This window comes from Enterobacter cloacae complex sp. S3, assembly GCF_014930495.1.
Taxonomy (GTDB): Bacteria; Pseudomonadota; Gammaproteobacteria; order Enterobacterales; family Enterobacteriaceae; genus Enterobacter; species Enterobacter asburiae_B.
Window position 1 is genome coordinate 281,270 of the sequence record NZ_JADBRD010000028.1, and the last position, 18,137, is coordinate 299,406.

Here is an 18,137-nt window from a genome sequence, read left to right on the forward strand (position 1 = left end):
CCGTTTTGGTTCAAGGTTGATGGGTTTTTTGTTGCCTGAAATTCCCGTACCGCTCATCTCCGCTTCTATCCTGCAATCAAAACATATATGATTAAACATATATAAATCATTCCACCTGCAGGAACGCCCATGCTCCACCCACTCCAGCTCTTCAAAACTCTCTCCGACGAAACGCGGCTCGCCATCGTCATGCTGCTCCGCGAAGCGGGCGAGCTGTGCGTATGCGATCTCTGCTCCGCAACCACCGAGTCGCAGCCTAAAGTCTCCCGCCACATGGCGTTGCTGCGCGAGTCCGGGCTGGTTATCGACCGTCGCGAGGGGAAGTGGGTCTATTACCGTTTGTCTCCCAACATGCCTGCATGGGCGGCAACCGTTATCGACAACAGCTGGAACTGCCTGCGGGACGAGACGCGCATGAAGCTTAAAAACCGACTCTCAGGCTCGTGCTAGGCAAAACACATTCACAAAAACAGATATAACGGAGTAGAAGATGTTTCTGGCAGGGGCTATTTTTCTGTTTACGCTGGTACTGGTCATCTGGCAGCCCAAAGGGCTCAGTATCGGCTGGAGCGCCAGCATTGGCGCCGTGCTGGCGCTGGCCAGCGGCGTGATTCACATTAACGATATACCTGTGGTGTGGAATATCGTCTGGAACGCCACGGCAACGTTCATTGCCGTCATCATCATCAGCCTGCTGCTGGATGAGTCCGGCTTTTTCGAGTGGGCGGCGCTGCACGTTGCCCGCTGGGGGAACGGTCGCGGGCGATTGCTGTTTACGTATATCGTGCTGCTGGGCGCAGCCGTGGCGGCGCTGTTTGCCAATGACGGTGCGGCGCTGATCCTGACCCCTATCGTCATCGCCATGCTTCTGGCGCTGGGGTTCAGCAAGCAGGCCACGCTGGCGTTTGTGATGGCAGCAGGTTTTATCGCCGACACCGCCAGCCTGCCGCTGATTGTGTCAAACCTGGTCAACATCGTGTCGGCAGACTTCTTTAAGCTGGGGTTCAGCGAGTACGCCTCGGTGATGATCCCGGTAGATATCGCCGCGATTGCCGCAACGCTGGTGATGCTGCATCTGTTCTTTCGCAAGGAAATCCCCCCGGAATATGACCTTGCAAAACTCCGCGAGCCCGCGCGGGCCATTCACGACCTCCCGACGTTCAGAACGGGCTGGATCGTCCTGCTGCTGCTTCTCGTCGGTTTCTTTGTGCTTGAACCTCTCGGCATTCCGGTCAGCGCCATCGCGACCGTCGGCGCGCTGATTTTATTCGCTGTCGCAAAACGCGGACATGCGATAAACACCGGAAAAGTGCTGCGCGGCGCGCCGTGGCAGATCGTTATCTTTTCGCTGGGGATGTATCTGGTGGTGTATGGCCTGCGCAATGCCGGGCTGACGGACTCTCTCACAGGCGTACTGGATAGCCTGGCCGGACACGGGCTGTGGGCCACCACGCTGGGAACCGGGTTCATCACCGCGTTTCTGTCATCCATAATGAACAATATGCCCACGGTGCTGATTGGCGCGCTCTCCATCGAGGGCAGTACAGCGACAGGACTAATCAAGGAAGCGATGATTTACGCCAACGTGATTGGCTGCGATCTGGGGCCGAAAATCACGCCTATCGGCAGCCTCGCCACCCTGCTCTGGCTCCACGTGCTGGCGCAGAAAAACATGACGATCACCTGGGGCTACTATTTCCGGACGGGCATCGTTATGACGCTGCCGGTCCTGTTTGTGACGCTCGCCGCGCTGGCGCTACGTCTCTCCTTCACACTGTAATGAGCCACTGATATGAGCCACATCACCATTTATCACAACCCGGCCTGCGGAACCTCGCGCAACACGCTGGAGATGATCCGCAACAGCGGCACGGAGCCAGAGATTATCCTTTATCTGGAAACCCCGCCGTCGCGCGATAAGCTGACCACCCTGATTGCCGAGATGGGCATTTCAGTGCGGGATCTGCTGCGTAAAAACGTGGAGCCCTATGAACAGCTCGGCTTTGCCGACGATAAGTTCACCGACGACCAGCTTATTGATTTTATGCTGCAGCACCCGATCCTGATTAATCGTCCGATCGTGGTGACGCCGCTGGGTACCCGCCTGTGCCGACCGTCTGAAGTCGTCCTCGACATCCTGCCGGATGCGCAGAAAGGGGCGTTTACGAAAGAGGATGGCGAAGCCGTCGTGGACGCCAGCGGCAAAAAAATCTCGCCAAAGTAACCCGTTGATAATGGCTCAGTAAGGCCTTCCAGCCGCATACCCCACCCATCTGCCAGGTTGCATCAGCCGAAACCCGGCACATACTTCTGAGGGTTAATCCTGGTGAGGGTATGCAGCTATGGGCTTTAAGAACAAAACCGCCGTTATCTTTGGCGGAAGCGGCGTCATCGGCAGTTCAGTGGCGCACGCTCTGGCGCGTGAAGGGGCGGATGTGTACTTCGCCGCACGCGACCACGCCAGGCTGGAGCAGGTCGCCAGCAGCATTCGCGCCGCGGGCGGTTCTGCCAGCACGTTTGTTTTCGATGCGCTCGAGGAGTCCTCGCTGCTCCCCGACCTTGCCCGCATTGATATCGTCGTCAACGCCACGGGCTTTATGCACGATCAGGGCAAACGCCTTGAGGCGTTAACGCTTGATGAGTTCAGGCAGGGTTTTGATCCCTTCCTGGCTGCCTACTTTAACATTGCGAAAGCCGTGTCGCCCCGCATGGGCGGCGAGCATGGTGGAGTCATTATTACCGTCGTCGCGCCTGCCGCGAACATGACGATCGCGGGCCACCTCGGGCATATCGTCGGCTGCGCGGGAACGGAAGCCTTGACCCGGGCGCTGGCGGCGGAACTGGGGACAAAAAATATTCGCGTGCTGTGCGTGCGTTCGCACGCGATAGCAGACGCGGTGCAGGCGGGTTCGTATGTGGGAGCCATTTTCGCCGCCAGGGCGCAGACGATGGGGATTACGGTTGAGCAGTTTCTCAGCGGTGCCGCGCAAAGCACCCTGACGCGTCGCCTGCCGACGCTGGCACAGGTGGCAGACACGATTACGTTTCTGGCCTCAGATGCGGCAGGCGCTATGACGGGAACCACCGTCAATATGACCGCGGGCGCAACCTAGCGGCCACCCTCGCCCGCAATTCTCCCCACCATCGCCCGGATCTCTTCGCGCGTTAACGGCGCCCGGTCGGTGACATAGTGCAGCGTCATCCCTTCGATAAACGCGTCCAGGGCGCGGGTGGTAACCGGGTCGAACCACTGCTCCAGCGTGGTCTGGCTCATTTTCATCCAGTCCTGCATCACCGTTTTGAGCGCCGCGCTGCGGTGCATAAAGGCGTAGAGCTGATACATCAGCGCCATGTTGTGCGGCGTGGTCACCTGCGAGCTGTGGATCAGGGTGGTGATGGATTCGCACGCCATTTCCGGCCCGGTGACGCCGGCGAAGAAATCCCGGTACTGCTGCGACATCTGCCGGGTAAACCACGTGAAGGCCTCCTCCAGCAGCGGCTCCATGCCGTCGAAATAGTAGGTCATCGACCCCAGCGGCACGCCCGCGCAGGTGGCGATTTTACGGTGCGTGACGGCGTGAATGCCGTGCTCGGCAATGGTATCGAGCGTTGCCTGCAGGATCTTCTCCCGGCGATGCGGATCGTTCGGTGGTCTGCTCATAAATTCCTCACGTGGTTTGTGTACAAATGTACACAAACTTGCTAGTGTTGTCGCTATTGTTGTACTTCTGGTGCTACCCCAATGACGAAGACCTCTCCCCGTAAAGCCCTGCAGCGACGCCTGTGGGCGCTGTTTATGTTCTTCTTTATTCCCGGCCTGCTGATGGCCTCCTGGGCCACGCGCACCCCCGCCATTCGCGATATTTTGTCCGTTTCTACCGCCGAGATGGGCATCGTGCTGTTCGGCCTGTCGATAGGCTCCATGAGCGGCATCCTCTGCTCCGCGTGGCTGGTAAAGCGCTTTGGTACGCGAGCGGTGATCCGCACCACCATGTGCTTTGCCGTGTTCGGGATGGGCATATTAAGCGTGGCGCTGTGGTTTGCCTCGCCGGTGCTGTTCGCCCTGGGCCTGACGGTATTTGGCGGCAGCTTCGGTTCGGCGGAAGTTGCCATCAACGTGGAAGGGGCGGCGGTCGAACGTGAGATGAATAAAACCGTGCTGCCGATGATGCACGGTTTTTACAGCCTCGGCACGCTGGCCGGTGCGGGCGTGGGGATGGCGCTGACGGCCACCGGCGTAAGCGCGAATCTGCATATCCTGCTGGCGGCGCTGGTGTGCATCATTCCGATCCTGACCGGCATCCGGGCCATCCCGGACGGCACCGGTAAAAACTCCGCTGACGAACAGCACTCGGCTGAAAAAGGGCTGCCCTTCTACCGCGACTTCCAGCTGATGCTGATCGGCGTGGTGGTGCTGGCGATGGCGTTCGCGGAAGGTTCCGCCAACGACTGGCTGCCGCTGCTGATGGTGGACGGTCACGGCTTTAGCCCGACCTCCGGCTCGCTGATTTACGCCGGGTTTACGCTGGGGATGACCGTCGGGCGCTTCACCGGCGGCTGGTTTATCGACCGCTATAGCCGCGTGGCGGTGGTGCGCGCCAGCGCCCTGCTCGGCGGCCTGGGTATCGCGATGATCATCTTTGTGGACGTGGACTGGATTGCGGGCGTTTCCGTGATCCTCTGGGGACTGGGGGCATCACTTGGCTTCCCGCTGACCATTTCCGCCGCCAGCGACACCGGCCCGGATGCCCCGACGCGCGTCAGCGTGGTGGCGACCACGGGCTATCTCGCCTTCCTGGTCGGGCCGCCGCTGCTCGGCTTCCTCGGCGAGCACTACGGGCTGCGCAGCGCCATGCTGGTGGTGTTAGGGTTGGTCATCATCGCCGCGCTGGTGGCGCGCGCGGTGGCAAAGCCGGAAACGAATCAAACGACACTGGAGAAGGGATATGAGCGTTAAACTGATCGCCGTCGACATGGATGGTACTTTTCTGAGCGATGCCAAGACCTATAATCGGCCGCGCTTTCTGGCGCAGTACGCCCGCATGAAGGCGCAAGGAATCCGCTTCGTGGTCGCCAGCGGCAACCAGTATTACCAGCTGATCTCCTTTTTCCCGGAGATTGCGCATGAGATTGCGTTCGTCGCCGAAAACGGCGGCTGGGTCGTGAGCGAAGGTGAAGATGTCTTTAACGGCGAACTGTCGAAAGCCCATTTCGAGACCGTCGCGAACGTGCTAAACGAGGTTCCGGGCATTGAGATCATCGCCTGCGGGAAAAGCAGCGCGTACACGCTGAAATGCTATGACGAGGGCTTTAAGGATATCGCGGCGAAGTATTACCACCGCCTCGAAATGGTCAGCGATTTCGATAACCTGAACGATATTTTCTTCAAGTTCGGGCTTAACGTCTCTGACGATGAAATTCCGCGGATTCAGGCGCTGCTGCATGAAAAGCTGAGCGACATCATGGTGCCCGTCACCACCGGTCACGGCAGTATCGATCTGATTATCCCCGGCGTGCATAAAGCTAACGGCCTGCGGATCCTGCAAAAGCGCTGGGGCATAGACGACAGCGAAGTGGTGGCCTTCGGCGACAGCGGCAACGACGTGGAGATGCTGCGCCAGTCCGGGTTCAGCTTTGCGATGGCGAATGCCAGACCGCACATCAAAGAGGCGGCGCGTTTTGAAGCGCCGCACAATAACGATGAAGGCGTTTTAAACGTGATTGAGAAGGTGTTGAACGGGGAGGCACCGTTTAATTGACCGCGTGCGGTCTGGCGCCCTCGCCCCTCACCCTGGCCCTCTCCCCAAAGGGGAGAGGGAAAAAAGATTATGGTTGCAGGGCGTTCCCGACGCGTTTGTCTTTCAGGAACACCACCATCAGTCCAACCCACAGCACGCCGTTGGCGAGGTTAAACAGGCTGAACAGCCCGTTGCCGCCCATCGCGTAGGCATGCTTGCTCACTTCAATACCGACGGTAAAAATCAGCATCTGCAGCATTCCCATCGCCGCTGACACCGTGCCTTTACTCATCTCGCTGGCAAACAGCGTCAGGCGCACCAGCCCGGCGTTGGCCACGCCAATCCCGAAGGCATAGAGGCTGAGCCCCGCCGTCATCCACAGGTAGGCGTGGGATGACGCGACGGTCGCCACCGCAGCCAGAATCAGCCCTGCCGCAATCGGCCAGCCGCCCATGATAATCAGTGAACGCACGGTGCGGCGTGACGTCAGGCGTGCCAGCACCAGGTTCCCGATAATCAGCGCGCCAAAGATCGGCACCTGCAGCAGGCCATACTCGTAGCTGCTGAGCTTTTCACCGCTGATGATAATGACCGGCGACTGCGCGATCCACGCCAGCAGCGGCAGGCTAACGAACCCGGTCGCCAGCGCGCCCGCCACAAAGCGGCCATTCTTCAGCACTTCTTTGTAATCCCGACCCAGCTCTTTCAGCGAGAGTTTCTCGCCGATGCGGGTGGCAGTTTCCGGCATCGCCCGGTGCAGGCCAAAGAACGCGAAGGCGGCGAGAAGCGCAAAGAGCACAAACATCCCTTCCCACGGCGCAACGTGCACCCACGCGGCCCCCACCAGCGGCCCGAGTAAGGGAGCGATCAGCGCGACGTTCGCCATCAGCGCGGTAATTTTGATACACACCGCCTCTTCAAACGACTCCTGAATGGCGGCATACCCCACGGCGCCGATAAAGCACAGGCTCACCCCCTGCAGGAAGCGCAGCAGGGTAAATTGTTCAATGTTTTGCGCCAGCAGCGTGGCGAGACAGGTGACGATGAACCACACCACGCCCGTCAGCATTACCGGACGACGGCCAATACGATCCGACAGCGGGCCTAACAGCCACTGTAAAAACATGCCGCCGGCCAGATAGGCGGTCATGGAGGTCGGCACCCACTCAATACCCGCGTTGTACTGCGCCACAACGGCCAGCATACCGGGCTGGATCATATCGTTGCCGATATAGGTAGAGAATTCGTAGAGCACCAGACACAGAGGGAAAAGCAACGCCTGACGACCCAGACGTGAACCAGAAGAAGAACGGTTTAACATGCAATCTCTTTATAATGACAAAATCGCGACGAGTTTAATGAAATGCCGCAGCCCGAGATAGTGATTTATTGAGGATAAACAGAAATAAAGCACATATCGTCTTCGTTTAAGGTTTCCTTAAGTTGACACTTTTATGATAGCGCGATTACTCGTCAACGATCCCAAATTATGGCACTCACCTCCAGCCGTTCAGAATTGTCTAACTTACAGACAAATAAGACAAAACGACTTTACCGCTTGCCGACCCGCTTTTATGGTTATCAGCTTTTCGTACTGATTGCCCTTGCCGTGGTCTTTACGTGGCTATCGCGCAGTGAAGCGCTCGACAGATGGATCACCGGCTTTTGGTATGACGCGGCAACGCAGAGCTTTCCGCTGCAGAAGGACCACCTGCTGGATCTGCTGAACCACCGCCTGGCGAAGTACATCGCCATCGGCTTAGGTGCCGTGGCGCTGTTTTACGGCGCCTACAAGCGCAACGCAAGGCTGGTGACGGCGGCGCTGCTGATGGGCGTTGGCGCGCTGGTGGTAGGCGCGCTGAAAAGCGTGAGCCATCACAGCTGCCCGTGGGATCTGGTGGAATATGGCGGTAAGGCTATGTCTTATCCCCTGTTCAGCGCCGTCCCTGCTGACAGCGGTCCGGGGCGCTGTTTTCCCGGCGGTCATGCCTCCAGCGGCTTTATGGTGATGGGGCTGTTTTTTGCCTTCTGGCGCGAGCGTCCGCGTCTCGCCTGGTGCTTCGTCGCGCTGGGCGTGGTGTTAGGTCTGGCGATGGGCTACGGCCAGGTCATGCGCGGGGCGCATTTTTTCTCTCACAACCTGTGGGCCGGGTGGTGGGTCTGGTTTTCCCAGGTGGTGGTCTACGGACTTATTTCCATCCGGTTTGCTAAAGAGTGATAACGCTATGTTAGAGAATCTGAATTATCAGCTGTTTTATCTGATCAACGCCACGCCAGCCTCGCCTGAGTGGTCGATCGATTTTGCCACCTTTCTGGCAAAAGATCTGATCAGCATCGTGCCTGCACTGGCTGCGATTCTCTGGCTGTGGGGTCCCCGCAGCCAGGTGAAGGCGCAGCGCCAGCTGGTGATCAAAGTCGCGATGGCGCTCGGGGTAAGCGTACTGCTGAGCTACATTCTGGGTCACGCCTTCCCGCACGATCGTCCTTTTGTCGATCATGTCGGCTATACCTTCCTGCACCACGCGCCGGATGACTCGTTCCCGAGCGATCACGGAACGGTGATCTTTACCTTCGCGCTGGCTTTCCTGTTCTGGCATCGCCTGTGGTCCGGTGCGGTCCTGATGGTGGCGGCCCTGGCTATCGCCTGGTCTCGCGTTTACCTGGGCGTTCACTGGCCGCTGGATATGGTGGGCGGTTTCCTGGTGGGGCTGATTGGCTGCGTGAGCGCGGCTATCCTGTGGAGCCTCTTTGGCGAAGCGCTTTACCGCACGCTGTCTTCGCTCTACCGCGCCATTTTCGCTATCCCGATCCGCAAAGGCTGGATACGTGACTAACCCCAACCTGACAGGTTACACTTGAGCCCCCGCCCTGCGGGGGTTCACTTTTTTATCCCGAGGAACTATGGAAACACGTCGCGATGACCGCATTGCTCAGCTGCTACAGGCGCTGAAGCGCAGCGATAAGCTGCATCTTAAGGAAGCCGCCAACCTCCTCGGCGTCTCAGAGATGACCATTCGTCGGGATCTGAACAGCGAAAGCGCGCCCGTCGTGCTGCTCGGCGGGTATATTGTGCTTGAGCCGCGTAGCGCCAGCCATTATCTGATCAGCGACCAGAAGACGCGCCTGGTGGAAGAGAAGCGCAAAGCCGCCCGGCTTGCGGCCTCACTGGTACAGCCGCACCAGACGCTGTTTTTTGACTGCGGAACCACCACACCGTGGATTATCGAAGCCATCGACAACAGCATCCCTTTTACCGCCGTGTGCTACTCCCTGAACACCTTTCTGGCGCTTCAGGAGAAACCGGAGTGCCGGGTGATCCTCTGCGGCGGCGAGTTTCACGCCAGCAACGCCATCTTTAAGCCGCTCAACCTGCAGGACACGCTCAGCAATCTCTGCCCGGATATCGCGTTTTATTCCGCCGCAGGCATCAACGTGCGTCAGGGTGCGACCTGCTTTAACCTGGAAGAATTACCGGTGAAGCACTGGGCGTTAAGCGCGGCGCAGTACCATGTGCTGGTGGTCGATCACAGCAAGTTTGGCAAGGTGCGTTCGGCAAGAATGGGCGAGCTGGCGCAGTTCGATGCCATCGTCAGCGACTGCCGCCCGGACGACGAGATCGTGGCCCACGCGAAGGCGCAGCAGGTGAAGTTAATGTATTAAGGGGGTGCGGTCTGATGCCCTCACCCCGGCCCTCTCCCACAGGGAGAGGGAGAAAAAACGTAGGCCGGGTAAGCGCAGCGTCACCCGGCAAAAAACTTAGCTAAACCAGCTGCCAAACCACCCGTGGAATTTCATCATCACGAAATCCCACATCCGGCTGAAGAAGCCGCCCTCTTCCACCGCCTCCATTACAATCAGCGGACGCTGTTCAATCGACTTACCGTTTAGCTGGAAATCAATCGTCCCGACCACCTGGCCTTTTTTCAGCGGAGCCGTAAGCTGCGGGTCGGTCAGGGTATAGCTGGCCTTCAGGTTTTTCAGCTGACCGCGCGGAATGGTCACCGAGCCGCCTTCACCCGCCCCGAGATTAACTTCACTCTTGTCGCCAAACCAGACGCGCTGGCTGACGAACGTGGCATCCGGTTTAATCGGCGTCACGGTTTCATAGAAGCGGAAGCCCCAGGTCAGCAGTTTTTCTGACTCATTAAAGCGAATACGGTCGGTTTTGGTGCCCAGCACCACCGAAATCAGGCGCATGTCGCCCTGGGTCGCGGAGGCCACCAGGTTATAGCCCGCGCCCGCCGTAGTGCCGGTTTTCATTCCGTCCACGTTAACGTTGCTGCTCCACAGCAGGCGGTTGCGGTTCGGCTGGCGGATTTTATTGAAGGTAAACTCTTTCTCTTTATGGATGGCGTATTCATCCGGCACGTCGTGGATCAGCGCTTTCCCCAGCAGCGCCATGTCGCGCGCGGTACTGAACTGTCCCGGCGAATCCAGACCGTGAACCGTTTTGAACGTGGTGTTGGTTAAGCCCAGTTTCTGCGCGTAGCCATTCATCAAGCCAATGAAAGAATCCTGGCTGCCGGCAACGTAATCGGCCAGAGCGATGCACGCATCATTTCCCGACTGAATAATTACCCCTTTGTTCAGATCGGAAACGGAAACCTGATCCCCCGGCTTCAGGAACATCACCGAAGAGCCCCGCAGCGCCGGGTTGCCGGTCGCCCAGGCATCTTTCCCGATGGTGACCATATCGTCCAGCTTGATCTTGCCCGCTTTCAACGCCTGGCCGACCACATAGCTGGTCATGATTTTGGTCAGGCTTGCCGGATCGAGTTTCTCATCCGCGTTGCCTTCCGCCAGCACTTTACCGCTGGAGTAGTCCATCAGGATCCAGGCGCGCGCATCCACAGGCGGCGCTTCGGGCGCAGCCTGTTCAGCTGCGTAGAGCGTTGGTGCAAAAAGGAAAAGGAGCGCAGAGCCTGTCGCAAGGCTGCGCAGAGAAGTCATTTTACGCGTCATAAATGCCACCCGAGTGTCCATTCAAAAATTACGTCACATCACCGTGTCGCAAGAAGCGATGAGTAATAGCGCACTAAAACGGTTAAAGAAACCCAACGAGGGTAAAGTTATTAAAGTTTATGCAATAACATTCAGATACGCTTTGATTCAGACGATTTTTTTGTCTTCTGTTGCGTAATTGTTAGGTTTATCTCACCATGGCGAAAGCTGACCCGGATTCACAACTCATCAGGAGTAAATATGATTACGCTTTGGGGCAGGAACAACTCGACCAACGTTAAGAAAGTGCTCTGGACGCTCGAGGAGCTGGATTTACCGTTCAATCAAATCATGGCCGGCATGTGGTTCGGCGTGAACAAAGAGGCCGACTATCTGGCGATGAACCCGAACGGCCTGGTGCCGCTGCTGCGCGATGATGAAACCGACGCGACGCTTTGGGAATCCAACACCATTGTCCGTTACCTCGCCGCCCAGTACGGTCAGGGCCGCCTGTGGGTTGAAAGCCCGGCCCGTCGCGCCCAGGGTGAAAAGTGGATGGACTGGGCGAACCAGACGCTATCGCCAACCCACCGCGTGATCCTGATGGGGTTAGTCAGAACCCCTGAAGCCGAGCGCGACTACCCTGCCATTCATGCCGCTCAGGATGCGTGTGAAAACCTGTTTGCGATGATGGATGACGAACTGGCGAAGCACGCCTGGTTCTCCGGTGAGGCGTTCGGCGTGGGCGATATTGCCGTGGCGCCGTTCGTCTGGAACCTGACCAACCTCGGCCTGAAGTGGACGCCGCGCCCTCACCTTGAGCGCTGGCTAAAACAGCTAAGCGATCGCCCGGCGTACCGCAACGTGGTAATGATCCCGGTCACCTGATTACGCACCGGACGGGCTGACTTTTAACAGCTGCCCGTCCGTCTCGTCGGTCAGCACATATAAATAGCCGTCCGGCCCCACCCGCACATCACGAATACGTTTATCCCGATCGCCCAGAATTCGCCCGTCCTCCGTCACCTTATTGCCGTCCACGCTCAGCACGATAACGTCCTTTTCCTTCAGCGCGCCGATAAACAGCTTGTTTTTCCACTGCGGGAAGACGTCGCTGTTGTAAAACGCCATACCGCTCACGGCAGGCGACACTTTCCAGACGAACAGCGGTTTTTCGGTTCCCTCAACGTGCTCGCCTTTGGCTTCCGGAATTTTCAGACCGCTGTAGTTAATGCCGTGCGTCGCCAGCGGCCAGCCGTAGTTCTTTCCTTTCTCCGGGATGTTGATCTCATCCCCGCCGCGCGGACCGTGCTCGTTCAGCCACAGCGCGTCGCTCCAGGGATTCATCGCCATCCCCTGCGGGTTGCGAATGCCGTAAGACCAGATTTCGGGTCGCGCGCCGGGGGTATTCACAAACGGGTTATCCGGCGGCACTTTTCCGTCTTCGGTGAGGCGCACCACTTTACCCTGCAATTTATCCAGATCCTGCGCCGTCGGACGCTGGTTATTCTCGCCGAGTCCGATAAAGAGCGAGCCTTTGCCGTCGAATACCAGTCGCCCACCAAAATGGTTACCGGTGGAGAGTTTCGGCATCTGGCGGAACACCACCTGGAAGGCTTCAATGCGCGTCAGATCGTCGCTCAGCCGGCCATAGCCCACCGCCGTTCCGGCCTTGCCGTCACTCCCGGCTTCGGCGAAGCTCAGCCAGATGCGGCGTGATTTTTCAAAATCCGGGTCGAGGACCACGTCCAGCAATCCTCCCTGACCGTTTGCCCAGACCTTCGGCACGCCGACAATCGGATCGGACAGCCCTTTTCCGGCCTGCCAGCGTTTGAGCTGACCGCCCTTCAGGGTTACCAGCAGGCCTTTATTGTCCGGCAGAAACGCCAGAGACCAGGGATGATCGAGTTTGTTTTGCAGCACCTCGACCTTGACTGCCTCTGGGGCCGCAAGAAGCGAAAACGGAATGAACAGCGCAGGCAGGGAAATTAGCGAGGATCGAGGCATAACACGCTCCTTTATCGGCATATGGCATAAAGGTTAGCCACTGCATCCGGGCGCGTTACCACTTTTACAAAAGCTTAATCAGAAGGGGGAGTTGCCTCCCCCTGGGTCAGTGCTGTTCAAGCTTCTCGTGCTCGTTCAGGCACATGATGCATAGAGAGAGCGTGGTCAGGCAGTTTTCAAGCTTCTCCGCGTTAACAGCGATAAAATTCGGGCAGTCGTGGCGTCCGTTCATCAAACATACCCCAGCGATGGAAAGTACCTCAGCGGCGCGGCGCAGGGCGATCAGCTCACTTTCGCCGTATTTCGCCTTCAGGGTCGGTGCTTTTTCACGCATGAAATTGCAAAGTTCAAACAGGTTATCACGCAGATGTTCGCTTTCGCTGACTGACATATACCCTTTTGCCTTCCTCAACTGCAGGTACGCGGCCAGGTCGATTCGGGCGTTGATCAGCTTGTTAAGCAGATCGCGTTTTAGTCTGTCAACGGTCATGCTCTTTCCTCCTCTGTCAGCCATTGTGCATAATCAGGATAAGTACATTTTTTGTACAGTTTAATGCCTGGGATCAATTTTTATTAACTGATTAACATTATTTACAATGTTACAACGTCTGCCCGGCGCATCCGCCTTGCAAAGAGTGTATAAATCCCCCGCGATACGCTGTAAAATCCCGCCCTGATAACTCCATAATTGATGAATTTTTAACCTATGAGCAATGTTACGCACCAGCCTAAAATCGGCTTCGTCTCCCTGGGCTGCCCGAAAGTCTAAAATAATACATTGCTGCTTTTTTTCTAATCCCCAGTATGACTGGCTTAGGCGAAAAAAAGCCGGGATAAAAACCCGGCGCTTGAATCAATATTTAATGCTGTCTCCCGCAAATTCATTCTTCACGAAAGCCGGGTTTACCGTTGGCTTTACGCCATGCTTTAACCTCTTTACCCCCCCTTCAGGACTATCTTCACGGTCATCTCGGGGGTAGTAGATAAGGTCAGACCCGTCAGGGTGCTCGGTCAGGTGCTTAAACTCCAGTATGTTTTTATATCTTCACTTTCTGAAATGTCCGCAACGTTAAAGAATTTACGGACGAACTCCAGGAACTCGTTTTCTGTGTAGTCACTGAATGACCGCTTCAAGATGTTTCCCCGCCAGCGATTTGCACGATAACGTCTTCCGAATAGAATTTTTCGCCGAGTAAATTTTCTAAATCCAATGCCTGTTTTTGGCTAACATTGAACCCTGCGATGCCTTTGACAAATGCATCTTCGTCATCCGGCCCCCACCCCATGACAGCAGCAACTCCTTTCAGTTTGCTCTTAGGGATCTCAACCTCTAAAACCAACTCTTCGCTTTGTTTATCAAAAACTTCCACAGAATAAATTATCATCACTTTTCTACCTTTCTGGTTGGATCTGCTGGCTTGGTTTGCTCACCTGTTATGTGATTGAACTCGCCTAAATGGTTGCGGCCCGAACGATCATAAACTTCGACTGTGCCATGTTGAGAGTCCCATTCATAAATTTTACCTTTGGCATCTTTCCATCTTGCCCGAAGTTGTCCGCCACCTTGAATAGCTGTCTTACGTGGTGCTCTTTTCGCATCAGGGAATGCTGGTAATGGTGGGGTCCCTTTTGGTGCTGTGTGGTATTTGTGATCCGCATTCAGATAGACGTAAATCGGATCAAAGGTCCCTGCTGGATGCACCAGAATATAATCCCGGAATGAACGTTCTCCCGGTGCTGGGTTAACTGTTGACCACGGGCTGTTGATTTCACTTTCCGGGTAAACCAGTACATTCGGAGGAATATAGACATTGTTCTGGTTGCCAGTGTTGGTCGGGGAAGAATATCCCGGATCGTCAGGAGTCCAAACGATTGTCGGCTTATCTGCGCCATCCTCCCAGAACTCATAGTTCCCGGTGGTGGTGTTCTTCTGAAGCATGCGCACAGGCACTTTGTCCTGTCCACCTCTGGCGCTGACGTGGAAGCCTTTCGGCCTCATGGTGCCGAACTGGTCAGCTTCCCAGCGAAAGCGAACACGGGTCAGAACATCTTCTTTATTCCGTGCGGCCTGCTCAAGGCGCATTTTATCAATGTAGTCCTGTTCGCCACTGTTGAGCTTTGGCGAGTAGAACATGCCAAATAGAAAAACGGTTGGAGGACTCGGGGCTATCCAGCGACCAGCCGTTGAAAGATTTCCTCCGATTTTTTGCACTGCTGCGTATCCGGCCTCAGTTGCTGCATCAGTGGCGATCCCTGCGCTCGCAGCCGCTTTCGGGGCATCCGAGGAACTGTAAAGGCGCTTATACCACGGGCGGTTATCTTCTGGTGGTGGAGTCGGTTCGGCTGGTTTGAGTTTCTTTGCAGCCTGCGCGTGTTGGACGGGTTCCGATTCTGTTTGTTCCGGTTGAGGAAGTGCTCGGTAGTAGCCAACATGACCGAAATTATCAACAGATTCCTGATCAGTTCCTGCGTCAGTGCAGCCTTCACCTCGCAAACATGATTTTGCAAAAACGGGTAGAGCACTAAGGGCAGTAACGGCAACAGCATTGTTTACTGGAGGTTCTGACATACCGAACGGATCGCTGATCTCCACAGTGCCAGGGGCGATCAGGAAGTTCGATCCACTTGGACAGTCACAATGGATGATTGAACCATCAACGGCGACCGCTTCGCCGTTCGTTTGTCGGTGATCTCCACTAACAATGACTCCGATTTTCCCACATTTCGGGCAAGGTGTGGTCTTATCGCCGATATAGAGTTTCCACTTTCCCATGACAGACATACCAGGGCGTGCGGCTATGCATCGTGAGCCTGTAGAGGTTTTATCCCCGTCTAGCCCAACATTTTTACCGTGAACAATACAGCCTCTGTTTACAGATGCCATAGTGACCGCCTTAGTTCAGAAAATTCTCTTTTGTACTGTTGCATAAGTCCCTCTACTTGTTATAAAAATAATCCACTAGGCCATTTTACAAGCAATAACCAGACATAAAATAGGCATTAGTTCTAATCAAAACATCGTTTCTTAATCAGAAGAATCGGTTGGCACCGAAAACCTGCCGCGAGCACAATTCTTCAGTACAAATTTCCCCCCAAACTCTGTAGAATCCCTGCCCTGACCATTCCAAAAATCGAACAATTTTTAACCTATGAGCAATGTTACGCACCAGCCGAAAATCGGCTTCGTCTCCCTGGGCTGCCCGAAAAACCTCGTGGATTCCGAACGCATCCTGACCGAACTGCGCACCGAGGGCTATGACGTGGTGCCAAGCTACGACAACGCCGATATGGTGATCGTGAACACCTGCGGGTTTATCGACAGCGCGGTTCAGGAATCACTGGAAGCCATCGGTGAAGCCCTGACGGAAAACGGCAAAGTGATTGTTACCGGCTGTCTGGGCGCGAAAGAAGACCAGATCCGCGAAGTGCACCCGAAGGTGCTGGAGATCACCGGCCCGCACAGCTACGAGCAGGTGCTGGAACATGTTCATCACTACGTGCCAAAACCAAAGCACAACCCGTTCCTGAGCCTGGTGCCAGAGCAGGGCGTGAAGCTGACGCCGCGCCACTACGCTTACTTAAAAATTTCCGAAGGCTGCAACCATCGCTGCACCTTCTGCATCATCCCGTCCATGCGTGGCGATCTGGTGAGCCGTCCGATTGGCGAAGTGCTGGCGGAAGCTAAACGTCTGGCCGACGCGGGCGTGAAGGAGCTGCTGGTCATCTCCCAGGACACCTCGGCTTACGGCGTGGACGTTAAACACCGCTCCGGTTTCCACAACGGCGAGCCGGTGAAAACCAGCATGGTAGGCCTGTGCGAACAGCTGTCTAAACTCGGTATCTGGACGCGTCTGCACTACGTCTATCCGTATCCGCACGTTGACGACGTGATCCCGCTGATGGCGGAAGGCAAAATTCTGCCGTACCTGGATATCCCGCTGCAGCACGCCAGCCCGCGCATCCTGAAGCTGATGAAGCGTCCTGGATCCGTTGATCGCCAGCTGGCGCGCATCAAGCAGTGGCGCGAGATCTGCCTGGATCTGACCCTGCGATCCACCTTCATCGTCGGCTTCCCGGGTGAAACCGAAGAAGACTTCCAGATGCTGCTCGACTTCCTGAAAGAAGCCCGTCTGGACCGCGTAGGCTGCTTCAAGTACAGCCCGGTTGAAGGCGCTACCGCCAACGAGCTGGCGGACCAGGTGCCGGAAGAGGTGAAAGAAGAGCGCTGGAACCGCTTCATGCAGCTGCAGCAGCAGATCTCTGCCGAGCGTCTGCAGGAAAAAGTGGGCCGCGAGATCATGGTCATCGTTGACGAAGTGGACGAAGAAGGCGCGATTGGCCGCAGCATGGCGGACGCCCCTGAGATCGACGGCGCGGTGTACCTGAACGGCGAAACCAGCGTTAAGCCGGGTGATATTATTCGCGTGAAGGTTGAAAATGCGGACGAGTATGACCTGTGGGGTAGCCGGGTTTAATATTCCCACTCCTCTGTTGTAGGCCGGGTAAGGCGTCGCCGCCACCCGGCACATTTCACTGCCCTATCCCTTAATCCTCGGATCCAGCGCGTCGCGCAGCCCGTCCCCCAGCAGATTAAACGCCAGCACGGTCAGGAAAATCGCCAGACTCGGGAAGATTGCCACATGTGGCGCAATCACCATATCCGCCCTCGCCTCGTTCAGCATCGCGCCCCACTCCGGCGTCGGTGGCTGCGCCCCTAACCCCAGAAACGACAGGCTCGCCGCCGAGATAATCGACACGCCGATACGCATGGTGAAATAGACCACGATGGACGACACCGTACCCGGCAAAATATGGCTGAACAGGATCGTGGCATCGCTGGCCCCCATGCTGCGGGCGGACTCGATAAAGGTCTGCTGTTTCAGCACCAGCGTGTTGCCGCGCACCAGCCGCGCGAACGCCGGAATCGAAAAGACCGCGACCGCAATGATGACGTTCGCCATGCCGCTGCCCATGATCGCCACCACGGCAATCGCCAGCAGAATGCCGGGAAAAGCAAACAGCACGTCGCAGATGCGCATGATGATGCGGTCCCACCAGCCTTCGTAATACCCGGCAACGAGGCCCAGCACGGTACCGATGGCCGCGCCAATCAGCACCGCGAACACCCCGGCGGCAAGCGAGATCTGCGCCCCCACCAGCACGCGGCTAAAGATATCGCGCCCGAGGGAGTCCACGCCGAACCAGTGCAGCATCGACGGTCCGTCGTTCAGACGGTCGTAGTCAAAATAGTTTTCCGCATCAAACGGCGCCACCCACGGCGCAATCACCGCCACCGCAATCAGCAGCAGCACAAACAGCCCCGCGGTCATCGCGACCGGCTGACGGCGGAAACGCCGCCAGAATTCAGACCACGGGGTGCGGACGTGGTCCGGTTTTAGCCCCGGCATCGCGTTTAAAACGGCCTGACGTCGCCAGTTCAACAATCGCATC

19 protein-coding genes and 1 pseudogene are annotated in these 18,137 nt (G+C 56.8%); 11 read left to right on the plus strand and 9 right to left on the minus strand.

The genetic code is table 11. From position 1 onward, the window contains the following. Positions 1-129 precede the first annotated feature (129 nt). The 4 genes from IM317_RS17290 (at position 130) to IM317_RS17305 (ending at position 3,113) form a co-directional block, all read left to right on the plus strand. The gene (locus IM317_RS17290) at positions 130-450 is read left to right on the plus strand and encodes a metalloregulator ArsR/SmtB family transcription factor (protein ID WP_033145039.1); all 321 of its coding nucleotides are present in this window, start codon (positions 130-132) and stop codon (positions 448-450) included. Positions 451-490: 40 nt separating this feature from the next. Next, positions 491-1,780 (plus strand): arsenic transporter, encoded by a 1,290-nt coding sequence (locus IM317_RS17295; protein ID WP_033145038.1) that lies wholly within the window; start codon positions 491-493, stop codon positions 1,778-1,780. Between the two features lie 12 nt (positions 1,781-1,792). After that, the gene (gene arsC / locus IM317_RS17300; RefSeq protein ID WP_033145037.1) at positions 1,793-2,224 is read left to right on the plus strand and encodes a glutaredoxin-dependent arsenate reductase; all 432 of its coding nucleotides are present in this window, start codon (positions 1,793-1,795) and stop codon (positions 2,222-2,224) included. Between the two features lie 118 nt (positions 2,225-2,342). Continuing rightward, positions 2,343-3,113 (plus strand): SDR family NAD(P)-dependent oxidoreductase, encoded by a 771-nt coding sequence (locus tag IM317_RS17305; protein WP_033145036.1) that lies wholly within the window; start codon positions 2,343-2,345, stop codon positions 3,111-3,113. Here IM317_RS17305 and IM317_RS17310 read toward each other — a convergent pair. After that, a complete protein-coding gene (locus IM317_RS17310; protein WP_033145035.1) occupies positions 3,110-3,661 on the minus strand; it encodes a TetR/AcrR family transcriptional regulator in 552 nt (183 codons plus the stop codon). The genes IM317_RS17305 and IM317_RS17310 overlap by 4 nt on opposite strands. Positions 3,662-3,742: 81 nt before the next feature. On the opposite strand from IM317_RS17310, the gene IM317_RS17315 reads away from it, so the two are divergent. Together IM317_RS17315 and IM317_RS17320 are read left to right on the plus strand one after the other, a co-directional pair. After that, on the plus strand, positions 3,743-4,957 hold the full coding sequence (locus IM317_RS17315) for an MFS transporter (protein ID WP_033145034.1): 1,215 nt from the start codon (positions 3,743-3,745) through the stop codon (positions 4,955-4,957). After that, entirely contained in the window at positions 4,947-5,759 is an 813-nt protein-coding gene (locus IM317_RS17320; protein ID WP_033145033.1) for a Cof-type HAD-IIB family hydrolase, read from the plus strand. Before IM317_RS17315 ends, IM317_RS17320 begins: the two co-directional genes overlap by 11 nt. A 67-nt stretch (positions 5,760-5,826) precedes the next feature. Here the strand turns inward: IM317_RS17320 and IM317_RS17325 are convergent, their stop codons facing one another. Further along, positions 5,827-7,059: an MFS transporter gene (locus tag IM317_RS17325; RefSeq protein WP_029739435.1), complete on the minus strand. Its 1,233-nt coding sequence runs from the start codon at positions 7,057-7,059 to the stop codon at positions 5,827-5,829. 168 nt (positions 7,060-7,227) lie between these two features. Between IM317_RS17325 and IM317_RS17330 the strand changes: the two genes are divergently transcribed. The 3 genes from IM317_RS17330 to deoR all read left to right on the plus strand — a co-directional run bounded on the left by IM317_RS17330 (position 7,228) and on the right by deoR (position 9,398). Beyond that, complete coding sequence (locus tag IM317_RS17330) at positions 7,228-7,956, plus strand: phosphatase PAP2 family protein (protein ID WP_033145032.1); 729 nt, start codon at positions 7,228-7,230, stop codon at positions 7,954-7,956. Positions 7,957-7,963: 7 nt separating this feature from the next. Beyond that, complete coding sequence (gene ybjG / locus IM317_RS17335) at positions 7,964-8,572, plus strand: undecaprenyl-diphosphate phosphatase (RefSeq protein WP_033145031.1); 609 nt, start codon at positions 7,964-7,966, stop codon at positions 8,570-8,572. Between the two features lie 67 nt (positions 8,573-8,639). Continuing rightward, on the plus strand, positions 8,640-9,398 hold the full coding sequence (gene deoR, locus IM317_RS17340) for a DNA-binding transcriptional repressor DeoR (protein WP_033145030.1): 759 nt from the start codon (positions 8,640-8,642) through the stop codon (positions 9,396-9,398). Between the two features lie 96 nt (positions 9,399-9,494). On the opposite strand, the gene dacC is transcribed toward deoR, so the two are convergent. Continuing rightward, entirely contained in the window at positions 9,495-10,700 is a 1,206-nt protein-coding gene (gene dacC / locus IM317_RS17345; protein ID WP_032661393.1) for a serine-type D-Ala-D-Ala carboxypeptidase, read from the minus strand. Positions 10,701-10,940: 240 nt separating this feature from the next. On the opposite strand from dacC, the gene IM317_RS17350 reads away from it, so the two are divergent. After that, positions 10,941-11,567 (plus strand): glutathione S-transferase family protein, encoded by a 627-nt coding sequence (locus IM317_RS17350; RefSeq protein WP_033145029.1) that lies wholly within the window; start codon positions 10,941-10,943, stop codon positions 11,565-11,567. Here the strand turns inward: IM317_RS17350 and IM317_RS17355 are convergent, their stop codons facing one another. The 5 genes and pseudogenes from IM317_RS17355 to IM317_RS17375 form a co-directional block, all read right to left on the minus strand. Continuing rightward, positions 11,568-12,686 carry a PQQ-dependent sugar dehydrogenase gene (locus IM317_RS17355; protein ID WP_033145028.1) on the minus strand — a complete coding sequence of 373 codons (1,119 nt, stop codon included), beginning with the start codon at positions 12,684-12,686 and terminating at the stop codon, positions 11,568-11,570. It lies immediately after the preceding gene. Positions 12,687-12,792: 106 nt separating this feature from the next. Further along, positions 12,793-13,176 (minus strand): biofilm formation regulator BssR, encoded by a 384-nt coding sequence (gene bssR / locus IM317_RS17360; protein WP_023310914.1) that lies wholly within the window; start codon positions 13,174-13,176, stop codon positions 12,793-12,795. A gap of 391 nt (positions 13,177-13,567) precedes the next feature. Continuing rightward, positions 13,568-13,823 (minus strand): annotated as a pseudogene (locus tag IM317_RS17365) (bacteriocin immunity protein). Continuing rightward, a complete protein-coding gene (locus IM317_RS17370) occupies positions 13,817-14,074 on the minus strand; it encodes a hypothetical protein (RefSeq protein WP_126802266.1) in 258 nt (85 codons plus the stop codon). Before IM317_RS17370 ends, IM317_RS17365 begins: the two are co-directional and overlap by 7 nt. Beyond that, positions 14,071-15,570, minus strand: a complete 1,500-nt coding sequence (locus tag IM317_RS17375; protein WP_033145026.1) for an S-type pyocin domain-containing protein — start codon at positions 15,568-15,570, stop codon at positions 14,071-14,073. The genes IM317_RS17370 and IM317_RS17375 overlap by 4 nt, the downstream gene beginning before the upstream one ends. A 265-nt stretch (positions 15,571-15,835) precedes the next feature. On the opposite strand from IM317_RS17375, the gene rimO reads away from it, so the two are divergent. Beyond that, entirely contained in the window at positions 15,836-17,161 is a 1,326-nt protein-coding gene (rimO, locus tag IM317_RS17380) for a 30S ribosomal protein S12 methylthiotransferase RimO (RefSeq protein WP_033145025.1), read from the plus strand. Between the two features lie 63 nt (positions 17,162-17,224). Here rimO and gsiD read toward each other — a convergent pair whose 3' ends face one another. Continuing rightward, positions 17,225-18,136, minus strand: a complete 912-nt coding sequence (gsiD, locus tag IM317_RS17385; protein WP_024908682.1) for a glutathione ABC transporter permease GsiD — start codon at positions 18,134-18,136, stop codon at positions 17,225-17,227. Position 18,137: the final 1 nt, after the last annotated feature.

Excerpts from the sequence above, each read along its gene's own strand:
- IM317_RS17290 (WP_033145039.1), top strand. The coding sequence starts at position 130 with ATGCTCCACCCACTCCAGCTCTTCAAAACTCTCTCCGACGAAACGCGG.
- IM317_RS17295 (WP_033145038.1), top strand. The coding sequence starts at position 491 with ATGTTTCTGGCAGGGGCTATTTTTCTGTTTACGCTGGTACTGGTCATC.
- IM317_RS17310 (WP_033145035.1), bottom strand. The coding sequence starts at position 3,661 with ATGAGCAGACCACCGAACGATCCGCATCGCCGGGAGAAGATCCTGCAG.
- bssR (WP_023310914.1), bottom strand. The coding sequence starts at position 13,176 with ATGACCGTTGACAGACTAAAACGCGATCTGCTTAACAAGCTGATCAAC.
- IM317_RS17315 (WP_033145034.1), top strand. The coding sequence starts at position 3,743 with ATGACGAAGACCTCTCCCCGTAAAGCCCTGCAGCGACGCCTGTGGGCG.
- rimO (WP_033145025.1), top strand. The coding sequence starts at position 15,836 with ATGAGCAATGTTACGCACCAGCCGAAAATCGGCTTCGTCTCCCTGGGC.
- IM317_RS17375 (WP_033145026.1), bottom strand. The coding sequence starts at position 15,570 with ATGGCATCTGTAAACAGAGGCTGTATTGTTCACGGTAAAAATGTTGGG.
- dacC (WP_032661393.1), bottom strand. The coding sequence starts at position 10,700 with ATGACGCGTAAAATGACTTCTCTGCGCAGCCTTGCGACAGGCTCTGCG.
- IM317_RS17320 (WP_033145033.1), top strand. The coding sequence starts at position 4,947 with ATGAGCGTTAAACTGATCGCCGTCGACATGGATGGTACTTTTCTGAGC.
- IM317_RS17325 (WP_029739435.1), bottom strand. The coding sequence starts at position 7,059 with ATGTTAAACCGTTCTTCTTCTGGTTCACGTCTGGGTCGTCAGGCGTTG.
- IM317_RS17305 (WP_033145036.1), top strand. The coding sequence starts at position 2,343 with ATGGGCTTTAAGAACAAAACCGCCGTTATCTTTGGCGGAAGCGGCGTC.
- arsC (WP_033145037.1), top strand. The coding sequence starts at position 1,793 with ATGAGCCACATCACCATTTATCACAACCCGGCCTGCGGAACCTCGCGC.
- gsiD (WP_024908682.1), bottom strand. The coding sequence starts at position 18,136 with ATGCGATTGTTGAACTGGCGACGTCAGGCCGTTTTAAACGCGATGCCG.
- IM317_RS17330 (WP_033145032.1), top strand. The coding sequence starts at position 7,228 with ATGGCACTCACCTCCAGCCGTTCAGAATTGTCTAACTTACAGACAAAT.
- IM317_RS17350 (WP_033145029.1), top strand. The coding sequence starts at position 10,941 with ATGATTACGCTTTGGGGCAGGAACAACTCGACCAACGTTAAGAAAGTG.
- ybjG (WP_033145031.1), top strand. The coding sequence starts at position 7,964 with ATGTTAGAGAATCTGAATTATCAGCTGTTTTATCTGATCAACGCCACG.
- deoR (WP_033145030.1), top strand. The coding sequence starts at position 8,640 with ATGGAAACACGTCGCGATGACCGCATTGCTCAGCTGCTACAGGCGCTG.
- IM317_RS17355 (WP_033145028.1), bottom strand. The coding sequence starts at position 12,686 with ATGCCTCGATCCTCGCTAATTTCCCTGCCTGCGCTGTTCATTCCGTTT.